The 18219-nt window shown below is 38.6% G+C and carries 13 protein-coding genes; 7 read left to right on the forward strand and 6 right to left on the reverse strand.

Annotated elements, in window-relative coordinates; genetic code table 11:
* Positions 1-466 precede the first annotated feature (466 nt).
* Entirely contained in the window at positions 467-823 is a 357-nt protein-coding gene (locus ACYSN2_RS09995; protein ID WP_461750119.1) for a hypothetical protein, read from the forward strand.
* A gap of 48 nt (positions 824-871) precedes the next feature.
* Here ACYSN2_RS09995 and ACYSN2_RS10000 read toward each other — a convergent pair whose 3' ends face one another.
* From ACYSN2_RS10000 to pheA, 3 genes are all read right to left on the reverse strand, one after another.
* Complete coding sequence (locus ACYSN2_RS10000) at positions 872-1738, reverse strand: HNH endonuclease (RefSeq protein ID WP_461750120.1); 867 nt, start codon at positions 1736-1738, stop codon at positions 872-874.
* 105 nt (positions 1739-1843) lie between these two features.
* Entirely contained in the window at positions 1844-2245 is a 402-nt protein-coding gene (gene folB / locus ACYSN2_RS10005) for a dihydroneopterin aldolase (protein ID WP_461750121.1), read from the reverse strand.
* Positions 2246-2331: 86 nt separating this feature from the next.
* Entirely contained in the window at positions 2332-3423 is a 1092-nt protein-coding gene (gene pheA, locus ACYSN2_RS10010; protein WP_461750122.1) for a prephenate dehydratase, read from the reverse strand.
* 179 nt (positions 3424-3602) lie between these two features.
* Between pheA and ACYSN2_RS10015 the strand changes: the two genes are divergently transcribed.
* The 6 genes from ACYSN2_RS10015 to hmpA all read left to right on the forward strand — a co-directional run bounded on the left by ACYSN2_RS10015 (position 3603) and on the right by hmpA (position 12008).
* Positions 3603-4151 (forward strand): gamma carbonic anhydrase family protein, encoded by a 549-nt coding sequence (locus tag ACYSN2_RS10015; protein ID WP_461750123.1) that lies wholly within the window; start codon positions 3603-3605, stop codon positions 4149-4151.
* Between the two features lie 419 nt (positions 4152-4570).
* Positions 4571-5671 carry a DNA polymerase III subunit beta gene (dnaN, locus tag ACYSN2_RS10020; protein WP_461750124.1) on the forward strand — a complete coding sequence of 367 codons (1101 nt, stop codon included), beginning with the start codon at positions 4571-4573 and terminating at the stop codon, positions 5669-5671.
* A gap of 6 nt (positions 5672-5677) precedes the next feature.
* The gene (recF, locus tag ACYSN2_RS10025) at positions 5678-6772 is read left to right on the forward strand and encodes a DNA replication/repair protein RecF (RefSeq protein ID WP_461750125.1); all 1095 of its coding nucleotides are present in this window, start codon (positions 5678-5680) and stop codon (positions 6770-6772) included.
* A gap of 55 nt (positions 6773-6827) precedes the next feature.
* Complete coding sequence (gene gyrB / locus ACYSN2_RS10030; RefSeq protein ID WP_461750126.1) at positions 6828-9221, forward strand: DNA topoisomerase (ATP-hydrolyzing) subunit B; 2394 nt, start codon at positions 6828-6830, stop codon at positions 9219-9221.
* A gap of 203 nt (positions 9222-9424) precedes the next feature.
* Entirely contained in the window at positions 9425-10432 is a 1008-nt protein-coding gene (locus ACYSN2_RS10035) for an SEL1-like repeat protein (protein WP_461750127.1), read from the forward strand.
* A gap of 376 nt (positions 10433-10808) precedes the next feature.
* Positions 10809-12008 (forward strand): NO-inducible flavohemoprotein, encoded by a 1200-nt coding sequence (hmpA, locus tag ACYSN2_RS10040; RefSeq protein ID WP_461750128.1) that lies wholly within the window; start codon positions 10809-10811, stop codon positions 12006-12008.
* 150 nt (positions 12009-12158) lie between these two features.
* Here the strand turns inward: hmpA and ACYSN2_RS10045 are convergent, their stop codons facing one another.
* The 3 genes from ACYSN2_RS10045 to ACYSN2_RS10055 all read right to left on the reverse strand — a co-directional run bounded on the left by ACYSN2_RS10045 (position 12159) and on the right by ACYSN2_RS10055 (position 17928).
* The gene (locus ACYSN2_RS10045) at positions 12159-16706 is read right to left on the reverse strand and encodes a BapA/Bap/LapF family prefix-like domain-containing protein (protein ID WP_461750129.1); all 4548 of its coding nucleotides are present in this window, start codon (positions 16704-16706) and stop codon (positions 12159-12161) included.
* 61 nt (positions 16707-16767) lie between these two features.
* On the reverse strand, positions 16768-17142 hold the full coding sequence (locus tag ACYSN2_RS10050) for a hypothetical protein (RefSeq protein ID WP_461750130.1): 375 nt from the start codon (positions 17140-17142) through the stop codon (positions 16768-16770).
* Between the two features lie 333 nt (positions 17143-17475).
* A complete protein-coding gene (locus tag ACYSN2_RS10055; protein WP_461750131.1) occupies positions 17476-17928 on the reverse strand; it encodes a PACE efflux transporter in 453 nt (150 codons plus the stop codon).
* Positions 17929-18219: the final 291 nt, after the last annotated feature.

The raw sequence follows: 18219 nt of genomic DNA on the forward strand, positions 1-18219 counted from the left end.
AAAATCAACGTTTAGATAACCTTGATCCGCAAGCAGTTCAATATGTGGAAGATCTACTAAATAATAGACCTCGAAAGGTGTTAGGATATTTAACACCTTATGAGTATTTGGTCAAAAACGTACTTGTTGCGCTTCGTATTTGAATCTGCCTTCTTTAAAATTTTATTGGTTTTTTGTAAAAGATTGCATGAAATTTCCTTAAGAATTTTTAGGTGCTTTATATAGACTTCCTGAATGAGATTCGATGGTTAAAATCTATCTAAGCTAGATTTTATAAAGGTTATAGCCGTTTCTAGCTAGTTATAAAGCATCTTTCTTGATAGAGGTAAAACAACGAAAAATGAGTATGAATAAGGCATTAAAGACATCAATTTTTTATTAATAAGGAATAATCCTGCGGTTAATTTGATTGTATATATTTAATGATTATGTAGTATACATTAATTTTTTAACAAAGAGGATCATCATGATGAATCATTATCTTATGAAAGCGGTTGGAATATTGGTGTTAGTATCGATGTTGTATGGATGTGATTTGGATAAAGCTGCGGATTCTCAATTTGGAGATCAACACTTTAAAACGGCCATTGCTTTGATCGAGCTTCATAAAGTAAGGACGGGAGATTATCCGGACACGCTTTCGCAATTGCAGTATGTCGGAGATTGGGATCAAATAGCACTTACTTCGGTAAGATATAAGAGGTTGAGAGAAGGTTATGAGCTCGACATCACAAAAGGATTTACCGGAACACCAGAATTAAAATACGATGCCGGTTTTTGGAAAGGTTTAGGGATCAAAAAGACAAATGTTAAAAGTTTGTAAGTGTCGGTTTCTTATAGCAGAAACTGATATTTCATCAACAATTTTAATTTACTGGATATTGTAATATTTCAGTAAAGTATTAAGTTCGATTTCGATGCCAAATTCATTTAGTTTCTCTTTTCGTAATTGGTACAGCTTTTGGAGAGCTTCTTTTTTTGTCTTTGGTTCAGAATGATGGATTAGGCGATGGCAGTTTGGGCATAAGGCTACAATATTTCCTGTAAAATCCAACGAGTGATCGAAGTTATTCTGGAAAGCCATTGGCACCAAATGATGTGCTTCAAGAAAAGGCTTATTATGTGAATCTGCGATAAAAGTGGTGTGAGAAGGATTTAATTCACAGTTCCATTCACTTAGAATTTTCGCAGCAAGACCTTCTATGGGGTTTCTAGTATAAGCATTAGATGCATTTGGTTTTGTTGATTTTTCAGGACGAGGTTTAGGAGTTTTTAGAATACTGGCTAAAACCTTTTCGCCATCAATATCTTTGATATTATTAATCTTTGTTTGAAACTCAATATCAGATTGATCTTCGGAAGTTGAAGCCAAGTGGATTAAAAATTCCTTGAAACAAGTAAAGGTAGCACTAAAAAAACCATGACCTTTCTTGCCGTCCAAACCGCCCCTATTTAATGTTCTGAAGTCTGGTAATTCATTGATACGATTTATTTTCCTTAATGTATCGAAGGTATTTAGCTCATGAATTTCTTCTTTGAATTTTTCTTGGTATAGTAGAATATATCGTATTAAGTACAGCCTATAAGAACCAGCCTTACCACTTGGCTTTTGCGCCTTACCTACTTTAATAGATTGCTGTTCAGCAAAGTCATGAAATTGTTGTAAGGGTGCTTCAAATTTTTTTCGAATAGCTTTGAATTTGGGATCTGTTGCCGGATGTTCATATAATTGGTTCAAAATTATTCTCCTTTAGTTTGTTATCAAAAAATACCGACGGTTATCTAATAACGCCGGTATTTTTTATGATGACTTGATCGCTTTTTTGAGCTGTTTTGAATCTATTTAGGTTAAAGAAGCATTGATATAATGATCTTTTTCGCGGTAGATGCGAACGCCGACTGCTTCCGTATCTTCGATTGCCGTGAGTTTATTGAGTTCAATCGTTAATGCCGGAATATTAAACTCTTCAATGAGCTGTCTTGCGAGCTTTTCTGTGAAGGTTTCGACTAATAGAAATGCCGAGTTTTTCGCAAAATCTTTCACGTAATTACTGACTTTTTCATAATCGAGCGTGAGGGCAATATCATCACTTTTTGCCGCAGGGCGATTATCCCAAACCATCTCAATATTGAGCGTGATGGGTTGGATATTCGTGCGTTCATGGGGATAAATGCCGATGATCACATCGAGCGCTAAATTTTTAATAAAAACGATGTCGTGCTTAGGAATGTATGTATGTTGCATAGTGACCGAATCCTTGGTGAATTGAGAAATGCCGGCGGTTACCGGCACTATTTTATATCTGTTTTATAATATTATTAATAGCGTCGTTAGTAGAGCGCAATAGGATATGATCCGAGCACTTTAAAGTACGAGGAAACATCTTCGATCTCTTTTAGCGCAAGCTGTAATCCGTGCTCTTCAAAATGCCCAAGAACATCAATGAAGAAAACGTAGCTCCAATTACTGTTTTTTGACGGGCGAGATTCTATGCGTGTCATCGTAATATTGTATTTGGAAAGAGGCGCAATGAGATGCAGTAATAACCCCGGGCGATCATTTGCTGATACAAGGATGGTGGTTTTATCATTGCCACTTGCCGGAATACGTTTATTGCCGATAATCAGGAATCGTGTGCTATTCGTGAGATTATCTTCGATGTTTTTCTCTAAAATCGGTAGATCATAAACTTCAGCCGCTTGCTTTCCGCCAAGTGCCGCTGAGCCTTTCTCTTTTGCCGCTCTTTCTGCAGCGCCGGCATTAGAATTTGTTGCAATCTGTTCTACATGTGGAAGATGCTCATCAATCCATGAGCGGCATTGCGCTAGTGATTGCGGATGTGCATAGAGCGTTTTGATCGCTTTGAGATCGGTTTCATGAGACATCAAATTTTGATGAATCTTCAGCTCTGTTTCTCCGCAGATATAGACATTGGAAGATGGGAAGCAATCTAACGTTTGATTAACGGCGCCTTCTGTGGAGTTTTCGATCGGCACGACTCCAAAATCATATTTTCCAGATTCAACGGCATGGAAAATTTCATCAATGGTGCGAACCGGCGTTCTATGCGCAGAACCGCCAAAATGCTTAATCGTCGCTTCTTCGGTAAATGTGCCTTCAGGGCCGAGATAACCGATATTGAGAGGTTTTTCTAATGACAAACAGACCGACATAATTTCTCGAAATAGGCGCGCAATATCGGTATCAGGAATCGGCCCGGGATTAGCTTTCATCTTATTAGAAAGTACTTGTGCTTCTCGCTCCGGGCGATACATTTCTGTATCTCCGCTGGCGATTTTAATATCGCCGATGGCTTTCGCTTCCTTTGCGCGTTCGTTTAGGAGTCTTAAAATCTCACTATCAATTTTATCGATCGCTTCTCGATGTGGCGCTAGTGGATTTATTTTTATCTCGTTTGTCATTTTTATTCCATATCATCAATGAGTGCAGTAAAAGGTTGGCAACTCAATGTTCTTCGGGGTTTATCGTGAAATCCTTATAATATGCTGTATGATTTAATGAATGTTTCATATATTGAATGTTTAGTGACATCCATCAAATCAGTACTGTAATAGTAGTAGCATAAAAACGAAGGTGAACAATGAATAATATTATGGGTTTCGAAGGCAAAAATCCAGAGATTGGTGAGCGGGCTTGGATTGATCCAAGCGCACGATTAATCGGCGATATTAAACTCGGCGATGATGTTTCCATTTGGCCGGGCGTGATTATGCGTGCGGATGTGAATTATATTGAGATTGGAGATCGTACGAATATCCAAGATGGCTCTATTATTCACGTCACAAATATTGGCGCTCATCCACCTCATGGTTTTCCAACGATTATCGGCAGAGATGCCACGATTGGTCACGGCGCAATGCTTCATGGTTGCACGGTGGAAGAAGGTGTATTAATTGGAATGCGTGCGACATTGCTCGATGGATCAAAGGTAGAGAAACATAGTATTTTAGGCGCGGGTGCACTTTTAGCACCAGGAAAAATCGTGAAAACAGGCGAAGTTTGGGTCGGCGCTCCGGCACGAAGAATTAAGACATTAACGGATAAAGAGATCGAAGGTTTATTCTTCTCGGCGCAGCAATATGTGACTTTGAAAGATCGCTATTTAAAAGATTGGGCAGGTCAGCTTTAGGCTTGATTTACGCTTTTTAGGATTCAAGTTCTTAATTAGTTTTAAAAAATGAATTATAAAAAACCATGAGGAATTGACATATTTACGGCATTTAATGCTATAAATATGGATTAAGTGATTGATGAGAAATTCATTCTTCATACACTTTTAATAAGAATTGACCAAAGAAATCAGTATCTGTGAATAAGATTGTGGATAAGCCTTGTAGAGATTGATATGATGCGGAATATGCTTCAAATGTCGCATTTCTACGTGCTTTTTACGCGTGGTAAGCTTCAAAATATCGTGCTATAATTTTTGCAGTGAATTTATTTTTTTGACGGATATGATCTTATAAAAGTGATTCCGAGTTGGAAAGAGTTTCCATCATAATGATATTTACTTATTACTCACAAACATAAGATTCTAGAAGAGGACATATGAAGTTAGTTATTCAAAGAGAACAGTTGATGAAGCCACTACAGGCGATCATCGGTGTGATTGATAGAACACAAACGCTCCCGATTTTAGCGAATGTAAAGTGTGTAGTGAGTGAAGATGAAATTACCTTAACCACTACGGATTTAGAGATTGAGTTAACATGCTCATTCCCGCACATTCCGATCGAGCAAGGCGCTGTGACGTTTCCGGCACGTAAATTGTTTGATATTTTAAAAGCGCTTCCAGATGGCATCGAAGTGCAAATTGAAGTGTCGGATTTAAGAGCAACGATCACTGCCGGCAGATCCCGTTTTACGTTGAGCTGTTTATCGGTGGAAGATTATCCGGTATCAGATCATTTAGAATTTGAGAAAACATTAACGCTTCCGAAAAATGCCCTGCGTAAATTGATTGAGCGTGTTGCGTTCTCAATGGCGGTTTCGGATGTACGTTATTTCTTAAATGGTTTACTGCTGGATGTGAACGGTACGCAGTTAAATGCGGTTGCAACAGATGGTCACCGTTTATCGGTTTCTTATTTAGAGCTTTCAGAATCATCAGGCTTACAAAAACAGCTTATTATCCCAAGAAAAGGGGTAGAAGAGCTATTGAAGCTGATCGAGAATGAATCTGCGCCATTACATTTAGAATTAAGCGAAAATCATCTTCGTGTAGAGCTTGGAAGTATCGTTTTCACAACGAAACTTATTGATGGTAAATTCCCCGATTATAATCGTGTAGTTCCGCCATTAGGTGACAAAATCATTGTGGCAGATCGCCAAGGGTTGATCGAAGCATTGAGCCGAGCATCTGTGTTATCACAAGATAAATTCCGTGGTATTCGCTTCACAGTATCTGATTATCTCTTAAAGCTTCAGGTAAATAACCCAGAGCAAGAGCAAGCGGAAGAAGAAGTGGAAGTAAACTACCAAGGCGAATCATTCGCAACAGCATTTAATGTGGGTTATTTAATCGAAGCATTAAAAGTATTAGATGACGATATGGTGCGTTTAAGCTTTACGGCAACGAATTCGAGCTGTTTGATTCAAAACTCCGATAGCGATGATGTTCGTTATGTTGTAATGCCGATGAGACTCTAATTTCGAGTGATTATTCGATCTCTTCAGGTAGAAAAATTTAGACATTTAGCGAGTCAGAACTTTGAGTTTGACTCGCGATTTAATTTAATTGTTGGAAAAAATGCTTCCGGCAAAACCTCTCTCTTAGAATCCCTCTATTTCCTTTCTCAAGTTGGATCTTTCCGCACTTCTCGTATTAATCAGGCCATTTGTGAAGGCGAAGAGTATTTTCGTGTGATCGCGAAACTCTATTCTCCAAAGCTTGATCTTGAATCTTTACTCGGGCTTGAACGCACGAAAGCGGAAGTCAAAGTCCGGCAAGATGGGGAAACGGTTCAAAGACGTTCGCACTTAGCAAAACTCTTACCGATGCTCTTTTTAGGGCCAGATACCGGTACGAACTTAATGCAAGAGCCAAAAGCGCGTCGGCAATTTATGGATTGGGGGCTGTTTCAAAATTACGAATCGTATTTACGGATTTGGCAACGCTATGATCGTGCATTATCTCAAAGAAATGCGGCGCTCAAAGGGCATTATCCGGATTCCGTTTTAGCAAGTTTAGAGGAAGAGATGGCAGATGCCGGCGAGAGTTTGCATCTTTCCCGGCAATCGTTTGTGGCGGAATTAACGCCGTTAGTCTTAGATCTCTTATCTCGTTTAATTTCTACGGATATTGCATGGACTTTGGAGTATCAAGCGGGTTTTACAGAAGGGAAATTACGAGAAGAGCTCGCTGAAACAAGAGCAAGAGATCGGCAGATGACATTTACCCGAACAGGGCCACATCGGGCAGATTTTTCGCTGAAAAGCAATGGCAGAATAGCGGCGCAACATCTTTCTCGTGGGCAAGTGAAGCTTGCAACCATTGCCTTAATGTTATCGCAAATACGTTTACATCAAACATTAAATCAATCTTCCACGATATTATTAATGGACGATTTGACAGCGGAATTAGATGAAGATAAACGAATAATATTATTAGAAGAATTAATCGCACAAAAATCTCAACTATTTGTGACCTGTTTAGAAGAGAACGAGTTTCCAGAGCTGACAGATCCTATCTTAAAGAGCAGTATGAGTCATTATCAACTTAATGACGGAGTTGCTCAAAAAATGGTATAATCTGCGGTTATTGAATAATAAAAAGTTTTATAAGAATCATAAAGAGGTATTGTGAATGACAACTGAAAGTCAATCTCCAAGCATCAAGGTTTTAAGAGGGCTCGACGCAGTTCGTAAACGTCCTGGAATGTATATTGGAGATACCGATGATGGCACCGGTCTTCATCACATGGTATTTGAAGTGGTTGATAATGCGATTGATGAAGCATTAGCAGGTCACTGCGATGACATCAGCGTGACCATTCATGTCGATAATTCTATTACTGTTACCGATAACGGTCGCGGGATTCCTGTGGATATTCACCCTGAAGAAGGGGTTTCATCCGCGCAAGTTGTGATGACGGTACTTCATGCCGGCGGTAAGTTTGAAGATAATGCCATTTCCGGCGGACTTCACGGCGTTGGGGTTTCGGTTGTAAATGCGCTCTCTTCTAAGTTAAAGCTTGAGATTCATAAGCATGGAAAAATCCATGAACAGGAATATACGCTGGGAGAGCCTGATTATCTCTTAAGAGAGATCGGCGAAACAGATCGTCACGGAACAACCGTCTACTTCAAACCAAGTAAAGAAGTATTCACGAATATTGATTTCGAATATGACATTCTTTATAAGCGTTTAAGAGAACTCGCATTCCTAAACTCCGGCATTCGTATTGTTTTGAAAGATGAGCGTAATGACCGTGAAGATATCTTCGAATATGAAGGCGGAATCAAAGCGTACGTGGAGCTCATTAACAAAAACCGTAATAAAATTCATGATACGATTTTTTACTGCGATAACTTCAAAGATAATATCAGCGTAGAAATCGCCCTTCAGTGGACAGATTCTTATCAAGAGAGCGTATTTTGTTACACGAACAATATTCCACAAAGTGATGGTGGAACGCATTTAGCGGGCTTTAGAGCGGCAATGACAAGAACATTGAACCGTTATATGCAAGATGAAGGTTTACTGAAAAAAGCAAAAATTGCTACAACGGGCGATGATGCAAGAGAAGGCTTAACTGCCATTATCTCTGTGAAAATTCCAGGACCAAAATTCTCATCACAAACGAAAGAAAAACTGGTTTCTAGTGAAGTTCGTCCTGTGGTTGATGGAATTTTAGCAGAGCGTTTAGAAGAGTTTTTATTAGAAAGCCCAGATGATGCAAAAGCGATTACTTCGAAAATTATCGATGCAGCAATGGCAAGGGAAGCGGCTCGTAAAGCGAGAGAAAATACCCGCCGTAAAAGTGCATTAGATATTGCCGGCTTACCAGGGAAATTGGCAGATTGCCAAGAGAAAGATCCTGCGCAATCAGAACTTTTCATTGTGGAAGGAGACTCGGCGGGCGGTTCTGCAAAACAGGGACGTAGCCGAAAATTCCAAGCGATTTTACCGCTTAAAGGAAAAATCCTAAATGTAGAAAGAGCGCGTTTCGACAGAATGATTCAATCTGCCGAGATTGGCACATTGATTACGGCATTAGGTTGCGGCATTGGTCGTGATGAATTTAATCCTGACAAATTACGTTATCATCGCATTGTAATTATGACGGATGCGGACGTGGATGGAGCGCATATTCGTACGCTTCTTCTCACTTTCTTCTATCGTCAAATGCGTGAATTAGTGGAACGTGGACATATCTACATCGCTCAGCCACCACTTTATAAAGTAAAACGTGGCCGTCAAGAAACGTACATCAAAGATGATAATGAATTAGCGTTATATTTCTTAAATACGGCACTTGAAAATGGCTCGATGCATCCAAGCGCTGAAGCGCCGGCAATTTCATCCATTGTGATGGAAAACCTTGCGAAACAGCTGATGAAAGTTGAGCAGATTATTGCGCGTATTAGCCATCGTATTCCGGAAGAAGCACTTTATCATTTCTTAGAACTTCCGGTGATTACTGAAGCATTACTTGGTAGTGGTGATTCGGCTAATTGGGCGAAAGCTTTAGAGAAAGAGTTACAGCACGATATTTCTGAAGGTTCAGTGAATTATACGGTTGTGGCAAATCCTGAAACAGCGCAAATTATCATTACCGGCGAGCGTTATAATATTGAAGATCAATATATTATTGATGCACGTTTTATTAATTCTAATGAATATCAAGAGATTGCTGTGTTATCAGCAGAACTTCATGCATTAATTCAGAAAGGCGCATATGTTCAACGTGGAGAGCGTAAACTTGAAATCACAGGATTTAAGCAAGGTTTAGATTGGTTGATCGATGAAGCAAAACGTGGTCAGCAAGTCTCTCGCTATAAAGGTCTTGGGGAAATGAACGCCGAGCAACTTTGGGATACCACAATGGATCCTGATACTCGCCGTCTGTTACAAGTGAAAGTAGAAGATGCCGTAAAAGCAGATGAAGTATTCACAATGCTCATGGGCGATGAAGTAGAACCTCGCAGAGAATTCATCGAAGAGAATGCACAGCTTGTAGGTAACTTAGACGTATAATTTTGTGTCGGTTCTCATATAAGATGAACCAGCATTCCAATTGATAAACTAAAAGTTGAAAGGCCCTTTTAAGAAAGGGCTTTTTTTCTGTTGAAAATGGGAGGATTATTTTTTTGGAACAAAGTATTCTAACTTTGTATCAAGAATCAAGAGTATATATAGATAGAGAAATTGAAAATGAAGCTTAAAAGGGGAATTAATATATGCGGTTAACGATAGTTTTTATGATTCTTTTATTTAAACTCTCTTTTGGAGCCTGTAGTGATATTTTAGAACTTTTAAATAGTAACAACAAAGATCTTAATGAATCAGAATTGTTAGAAAAAGGGGCCTTAATTGCTATTGGAATAAAATATGTGGATGCAGAAATTCCGTATCAATACGCTCAATATTATATTAAAGAGGATAACTATAATCCCAATAAAATTATGTGTGCTTATAAGATGGCGGCAAGTGTTGGGCACGATATTAGTCAAAAAGAATTAGCGAATATATATGAGTTAGGATTGTACGGTGTTTCTAAAGATATTCTACGAGCAATGTATTGGTATGAAAAAAGTGCACGCCAAAATAACGATGAATCATTGTTAAAGCTAGTATCACTTTATCAAATGCCAGAAATTAAAAAAATGGCAGAAGAACAAGCCTTAAAATCTAAAGATCCTTTAGATCAATATTTAGTTGGCATAATTTACTCGATAAATGAAAACTACCCTGAAGCAATTAAGTGGTATGAATTATCGGCTCTTCAAGGTTTTTCTGAAGCTCAAGGATTACTTGCTGAGTTTTATGAGTTAGGACTTGGTGTACCCATCAATTTAGACAAAGCAATTTATTGGTATAAGTTAGGTGCTGAACAAAATGATGTCCATTCACTAATTAATTTAGGCTTTATATATCTTTTAGATAGAAATTTGGAGCAACATAAAAAGGCTCTAGATTTATTTGAAGTAGCCCGAAATATGCCGGGTGGGAATGATGCTATATATGGATTAGGTTTAATTTATGAGGAAGGATTAGCTGTTCCAAAAGATATGACAAAGGCTAGAAGCCTATATTTAGAAGCTGCTAGAGTCAATGTTATAGATGCACAAATTCATCTAGCAGAAATATATAAAGAAGAAAATAGATTAAAAGAGTCTTTATTTTGGTTGAGGAAAAGTTGTGAAAATGGTTATCAAGAATCTTGTGATTTATTAAGCAATTATTAAATTAAAAGAATGGAGGATAATCATCGATATAAATTTTATCCTTCTTTGTATTTATTTGAGATTTTCCAAGAATGAGATCACTCTATATGAGATTCAATACATAAAATCTAAAAGTGATTGATGCTATTTTTTATCAAGCAGCCTTGGAAATTTTCTTTAAGGCTGTTTTTTATGAACTGATAAAACGGGAATATAAAAAATATCGTAATGGTAATGATGAAGAAAATTAATTTTCAGTACGAGTATCTTGAGTGATTGTTTAGAAAGGGTTTTTATTCTATCTCGCTTTATGAAAATAAGATTTGTTTGTAAAAAGCTTGTGTTTTTGTAATTTTTCTTTAAGATTCATTTTAAATATATCTTTAAGGAGTATGAAATGTTAACAGCCTCGCAAGTACAATTAATTACCGATACCGTTCCTATTCTTCGCGAAAGTGGCGAAGCATTGACGACTTATTTCTATGACAGAATGTTACGTCTTAATCCTGAGTTGAAGGAAGTATTCAATATGGGGCATCAGCGTACCGGCGATCAATCTAAAGCACTTGCATCTGCAGTATTAGCATATGCCGCAAACATTGAAAACCTTGCTGTTTTGGGTTCAGCTGTAAATCAGATTATTACCAAACATGTAAGCTTGAATATTCAGCCAGAGCAGTATGCAATTGTTGGCGAAAACTTATTAGCATCCATCAGCGAAGTACTGAATGTGCCAATGGAAAGTGAGTTAATCGAAGCTTGGAATATTGCTTATACCCAATTGGCGAATATTTTAATTGAAGGCGAAAAAGCACGATATTTAGCCGAGCGTTCAACTGAAAATGGTTGGGATAATTGGCGGGAATTTAAGGTTATTAGAAAAGAACAAGAGAGTGAAGAGATTACTTCTTTTTATCTCAAGCCGAAAGATCAACAATCCGTTGTTGCATATAAAGCAGGGCAATATATTTCAATTCGTCTCTTTGTGCCGGAGCTAGATTGTAAACAACCGCGTCAATATACGTTATCGCATTATGGCTTAGAGGATTGTTATCGAATTTCTGTTAAACGGGAAGATGCGACACAAGAATTGCCGGCAGGCTATGTTTCAACGGTTTTACATCGTGATATAGAAGTGGGCGATATCGTCGAAGTATCAGCGCCGAATGGTATTTTCTATTTACAAAATAGCGATAAACCGAATGTATTAATAAGTGCCGGCGTTGGCATTACACCGATGATGGCAATGCTTCATCAACTTGCAAAAGATGCTTCCGGCAATGATGTTTCCTTTATTCATGCGTGCCGTAATGATCTGGTATTTGCTTTTAACCAAGAAATATTAGAACTACAACAACAATTGCCACAGCTTCAAACATATTTAGCATGTGAACAGAATCATTCTGAGATCATTTCGCCAGATACAATCGGACGATTATCGCTCTCAGAAGTATCGCCAGCATTGTTGCCAAAAGAGGCTGATTACTATATCTGTGGTCCTGATGCATTTATGTTAATCCAAGCTGAAGCATTGAAGCAGTACGGCATTGATGAATCACAGATCTTCATGGAAAGATTTAATGCCGGTAATATTTAAAATATCGCTGTAGAGCATTGTGAGAAAAGTAAACCCTTTCCAAATTAGGCAAGGGTTTTTTTATGCTTCAAAATTGAGAGGCAATAAAAAAGCACGCTGTAGGTAGATCCCACAGCATGCTTATTAGTCATAAAATACTAGAGTTGTGTATTAGCCAATAATGATTTGATTATTTTCTAATAACTCATCTAAAGTCATTTGACGATCTTGGTTTGTTAAGTGAAGCAGAACTTCTGATTCGTAGGTATTTCCAGAACCATCTCTATCCACTGAGATTGTAGCTGTACCAGTTTTCTCATCATAATCTACAGAGATAAACTGACCAACTTTCTCGCTGTTTCCTGAGAGCAAGTCATCCAATGTTAAGCCATTGAAGAAGTCTTCAGTAAACTGAATTACATCTGCATTGCTATCCGCTGGATTACCACGACCAAAGTCTTCCCAAGTATCAATACCATGACCACCTTTACCGCCTTCCCCTTTACCGAATCCTGATAAAAGATCATAAATTAAGGTATCAGTATCATCCGTACCCTCGATAATATCATCGCCTTTCATGGATACGGCAATATCTTCATAGTTAAATTTACCAAGTGAGATAGAACCATTATCTGGGTCGTAGTCTAAGGATCCATTAGCAACTTCAGATTCTAATCCAGTGGTATCTTTAACAGTAATCGAGATACCACGTTTACCTGCCAAGTCTCCTTTAAACATGATGGAGTTCAAAGCATCTTGATAATCCTTAGGAGAGGCTATGCCTGAAAAAACTATTGTCATAACACCATCTATGATGATGATATCTTCAGGATTAGGAGGATTAATCCCATTAGGTAATACAGGTATGAGTATATCCCCGTCTTGTGCACCTGTTATTGTAATCGTCATGCTTTCAAGGTTTTGACTATCTTCATCCGCAATGACAAATTTACCACCAAAGGTAAGTGATAAAGATCCTTGGAGTGAATCATTGCCGACACCATCAGCATTGCCGACAATAATCTCGTTCTTACCTTCATGGAACTTAATGTCATTTAACAGGTCTTTATCGGAAGAGTTTTTAAAGAAAATCTCTTCTAATACTGGTGATGTTGGACTACGTGTTGCATAGAAGCGGATACCATCTTCAGTCATGACAATTTGGAAGCGAGGTAAACCATCTGCATGTTCTACCCAAGGCTTTCCTTCAGATAACCAAGATCCATCTTTAAATACTAAAGCAATTTGATTATCTTCATGTGTCCCATCTCCATGAGGCCCATCTGGTCTTTGGACTTGGAATACATCAGTATTTGCAATGGGCGTATCATTTACCCAGATCATAAATGAGTTATCAAGTTTATCTAGGTTGATAACACTGCGCACAGAGCTAAGATCTTCCCCTTCAGGAATCTCAAATTCTAATTGATGTTTGTAGTATTTGCCAACGACACCATTGCCTGGATTTCGATCCTGGCTATTGTTTGCGAACTTGCCATCTGTAATCGGATTACCATCAGAATCTGTACCTGTAATATCAGGATTAGATAATCCAGAACCGTATTCCACTTTTGGTGGTTTAACAACAACAGAGTCACCGGCTTCTGAACCAACATTACCAACCTTATCAGCATAGAAATTATCGCCATCTACGATGATGTCAATCTTCATCTCACCTTCAGCTTCTGCTTTGATTGGAGCTTTCCAAGTCAAACCATCTTCTGATATCTCTAAGTTGTCAAAATCAATTTCAGCATTTTTCGCTTCGATTAACTCTTTTAACTCTTCTTTAGTCAATGGTTTACCATCTGCGCCATAAGGTACTTCGCTAAATGTGAAGGTTACTTCATTTTTATTGTCCGGATCAATTTCTACAGTGACTGTTGGAGGAGTATCATCTGGAACACCTTCGCCTTGACCCTCAATGCCAATGACAATAGTTGCTTCATCAAAACCACCCTTACCATCAGAAGCTTCTACGATCAGAGTGAAAGGACCTTTTTTACCAATTAAAGATACGCCATCTGCTAGTCTGATTTCACCTTGCTCATTGATAACAAAAAGACCTTCTTCATTACCGGAAAGAATTTTATAAGTAACGTTATCTCCATCTGCATCGACATCATCATGTTTATTTCCGAAGACTTCATTTACATCATGGATAACCTTATCCCCATATACCTCTTGATAATCCTCTTTGATCTCACCAGACCAATCTTCGATATCAGGAGAGGTATTACTCTTGCTATTTTCACCTTTATAGCCCGGATTTTTAGATTTATCTTGATAAGATCCTTCAGGAACTGTCACTGTGAAGTCATTAGAACCTTCAGGTCCTTTTGCAATGTAATTACCATCTTTATCAGGACCTGTAAATTCAATACCAGGGATAAGCTCACCTTCTGGATCTTTGACTTCTACGACGTTATTAGGATCAAAAGAATCATGATCCATATCTTCAGGGAATTTTAGGATGATATTTCCTTCTTTATCAAACTCAATTTTAACCTGTGGACGTTCATTATCAGTATCGCTGTCAGAGTCTGAGTCGCTGTCTGAATCAGAGTCACTATCGGAATCTGAATCGCTGTCTGAATCTGAGTCTGAGTCGCTGTCCGAATCAGAGTCACTGTCGGAATCTGAATCGCTGTCTGAATCTGAGTCTGAGTCGCTGTCCGAATCAGAGTCACTGTCGGAATCTGAGTCGCTATCTGAATCTGAGTCACTGTCAGAGTCTGAGTCGGAGTCACTGTCTGAATCTGAATCACTGTCGGAATCAGAGTCACTATCAGAGTCTGAATCGCTGTCAGAGTCTGAATCGCTGTCCGAATCAGAGTCACTATCGGAATCTGAATCACTGTCAGAGTCTGAATCACTGTCCGAATCTGAATCACTGTCAGAGTCTGAGTCACTGTCTGAATCTGAATCACTGTCAGAGTCTGAGTCACTGTCGGAATCTGAATCACTGTCAGAGTCTGAGTCACTGTCTGAATCTGAATCACTATCAGAGTCTGAGTCGCTATCGGAATCAGAGTCGCTGTCTGAATCTGAATCACTATCAGAGTCTGAATCACTATCGGAATCAGAGTCACTGTCAGAGTCTGAGTCGCTATCGGAATCTGAATCACTGTCTGAATCAGAGTCGCTGTCTGAATCAGAGTCGCTGTCGGAATCTGAATCACTGTCTGAATCTGAATCACTATCAGAGTCTGAGTCGCTGTCTGAATCTGAGTCGCTATCGGAATCTGAATCACTGTCAGAGTCGGAGTCGCTGTCTGAATCTGAGTCACTGTCCGAATCTGAATCACTATCAGAGTCTGAGTCACTGTCGGAATCTGAATCACTGTCAGAGTCGGAGTCACTGTCTGAATCTGAGTCACTGTCGGAATCAGAATCACTATCAGAGTCTGAGTCGCTGTCAGAGTCTGAGTCACTGTCAGAATCAGAGTCGCTGTCAGAATCAGAGTCGCTGTCTGAATCAGAATCACTGTCTGAATCAGAGTCACTGTCGGAATCTGAATCACTGTCGGAATCTGAGTCGCTGTCCGAATCTGAATCGCTGTCTGAATCAGAGTCGCTGTCTGAGTCTGAGTCACTGTCAGAGTCTGAGTCACTGTCCGAATCAGAGTCGCTGTCTGAATCAGAGTCACTGTCAGAGTCGGAATCACTGTCTGAATCTGAGTCTGAATCACTATCCGAATCTGAGTCGCTATCAGAGTCTGAGTCGCTGTCGGAATCTGAATCACTGTCGGAATCAGAGTCACTGTCAGAGTCGGAGTCGCTGTCTGAATCTGAATCACTATCCGAATCAGAGTCGCTGTCTGAATCGCTGTCCGAATCAGAGTCACTGTCAGAGTCTGAATCGCTGTCGGAATCTGAGTCACTGTCTGAATCTGAATCGCTGTCTGAATCTGAGTCACTGTCCGAATCAGAATCACTGTCCGAATCTGAATCGCTGTCTGAGTCTGAGTCGCTGTCGGAATCTGAGTCACTGTCAGAATCTGAATCGCTGTCAGAGTCTGAATCGCTATCTGAGTCTGAGTCGCTGTCTGAATCAGAATCACTGTCTGAATCAGAGTCGCTGTCAGAGTCTGAGTCACTGTCTGAATCTGAATCACTATCAGAGTCTGAGTCACTGTCTGAATCTGAATCACTATCAGAATCAGAGTCGCTATCTGAGTCTGAGTCACTGTCCGAATCAGAATCACTGTCCGAATCAGAGTCACTATCTGAATCAGAGTCACTATCTGAATCAGAGTCACTATCTGAATCAGAATCGCTGTCGGAATCAGAATCACTGTCCGAATCAGAGTCGCTGTCTGAATCACTCTCGAATTCGGAATCATCCGAATCAGAATCTTCACCATTACCTGGATACCAATCATCTCCGCCACCGTCACCACCGCCGCTAGCGAGGGCTGCAATGGCACCAGCGCCTGCTGCGCCTAGTAACCATGGTAAGATTGGGAATGCGCAATCTTCATCTTCGAAAAGTAAATCTGATTCTTCATCATCTTTCTTTGCAAAGAAGTTCTTAATAACGATAGTTTTACCGTTTTTGAGTTTTAAGATGAGATCATTCCCATCTTGAATGAATTCAGCAACATCATCTCTGTGCATTTGCATCTGTATAGTTGATGGTGCTTGAAGGTTTATATTCGAGCCTTCTATGCTCGTTTCACTTAATGATTTTTTGTCTACGACAACAAAAGTGGACATTATTGTATTACCTTAATTTATTAATAATATGTAAATTTGAACGCTATTGAATTCTCTAGAATTATTTATTCAAGATAATGAATGGTTTTCCAGTAGAATCAGCTGATAATGTGAATGATTTCGTCTCGCCGGATTTAATCTCAACATCAGTACCATATGTTGAGCATCTGCCTTGGCAGTTATCGACTTTAAAGTTGTAATTTCCAGGAGCTAGTTGGTAATTTGCGCTGTCATTTATGACAAAGTTACCGACTTTGGTATCATTGATGTAGAAAGCGGTTTGACATTCTTCCGTACCATTTTTACTAATACGTTCAGCTTTATTGTTATCTCTAGTGACCTTAATAATAGGGTCGCTGTTTTCATTGTTAACAGAATATATATCATTATTAACAGATGCACAGCCTATTAAAGCCATCGAAATAGGTATTGCCACTAGGTATTTACCTAACGTAGATGAATAGAAATTTCTCATTGATTATCTTGACCTTAAGCAGTTTAAAACTAAATTTCTGCGAATATTCGCTTGTTTATTGATGTAGATTAAATAAAACTTCAAAATGAATGCGAAATTTTATCACAGTTGTCAAGAATGGTAAATTTTTATACTAAATATGATGGCGTCATAAAATGGCAATAGGAAGATTAAGTTCTATTTTATGAAAGGGTTAGATGCTTAATTGTTAATTAAATCATTACTATTAATATATTGGGTTTTATTTTTGTTTGTTATTAGTAGGATGAGCTTCAATATTTTTAATATTGAATTTTACGAGGGGTATTTTTTCTGATGATAACGTTTCACAATCATCTTCCGAATCTGATCATATCCCCAATTATAGAGGTAGGTATAAAAGAGGAAAAACACGAGTAATCCTGCTTCGATCATCAATGCTTCTAATAATGACACTTTTAGAATATAGGCCAGCATCGGAACTGTGAAAAGTACTAATGTGGCTTCAAATCCTACGGCATGCAATATGCGGATTTTAATCGGGCGGTCGCCATTGACGAAGGGGAATAACTTATCAAAAAGCCAATTAAATAGGATGTTTAGAAGCAGTGCTGTTAGCGAGATTAAGACTGATACAACTCCCATTGAACTTACGGGTTTATTTAGTAGGAAAACACCGATCAGCATTGTAAAAACAATCGCAAAAAATTCAAAAGTACAAGCATGAAAGATTCTTTCAGTGATAGAGCGAGTAGAAGATGTTGCCATAAATGAAGGGTCTTTATTGAATGCTATTCTGTGGGAATTTGAACCTATATGTTCAAATATATAAGGAGATTTTACGATGTCACATCATATATGTTCTTGTTAAAGGCTTCAATATTAATCACTATTTTCACAGTATGACTTTTATAGTGAGCTTTATAAAAAGTAGATGAGTTTATCGAGAAATAGAGGGATACTGAATACTGTTTTATCCGCTTATCAATAGGAACTTTTTCGTAGGAATGGGACTGATATTGAAGGAGTTAAAATGGCGAAGATTAAGATTTTCTTAAG

This window comes from Ignatzschineria sp. LJL83 (assembly GCF_054871845.1).

Bases quoted from the DNA above. Each gene is read 5' to 3' on its own strand.
- ACYSN2_RS09995 (WP_461750119.1), top strand. From the start codon at position 467: ATGATGAATCATTATCTTATGAAAGCGGTTGGAATATTGGTGTTAGTA.
- folB (WP_461750121.1), bottom strand. From the start codon at position 2,245: ATGCAACATACATACATTCCTAAGCACGACATCGTTTTTATTAAAAAT.
- pheA (WP_461750122.1), bottom strand. From the start codon at position 3,423: ATGACAAACGAGATAAAAATAAATCCACTAGCGCCACATCGAGAAGCG.
- ACYSN2_RS10015 (WP_461750123.1), top strand. From the start codon at position 3,603: ATGAATAATATTATGGGTTTCGAAGGCAAAAATCCAGAGATTGGTGAG.
- dnaN (WP_461750124.1), top strand. From the start codon at position 4,571: ATGAAGTTAGTTATTCAAAGAGAACAGTTGATGAAGCCACTACAGGCG.
- gyrB (WP_461750126.1), top strand. From the start codon at position 6,828: ATGACAACTGAAAGTCAATCTCCAAGCATCAAGGTTTTAAGAGGGCTC.
- ACYSN2_RS10035 (WP_461750127.1), top strand. From the start codon at position 9,425: ATGCGGTTAACGATAGTTTTTATGATTCTTTTATTTAAACTCTCTTTT.
- hmpA (WP_461750128.1), top strand. From the start codon at position 10,809: ATGTTAACAGCCTCGCAAGTACAATTAATTACCGATACCGTTCCTATT.
- ACYSN2_RS10045 (WP_461750129.1), bottom strand. From the start codon at position 16,706: ATGTCCACTTTTGTTGTCGTAGACAAAAAATCATTAAGTGAAACGAGC.
- ACYSN2_RS10055 (WP_461750131.1), bottom strand. From the start codon at position 17,928: ATGGCAACATCTTCTACTCGCTCTATCACTGAAAGAATCTTTCATGCT.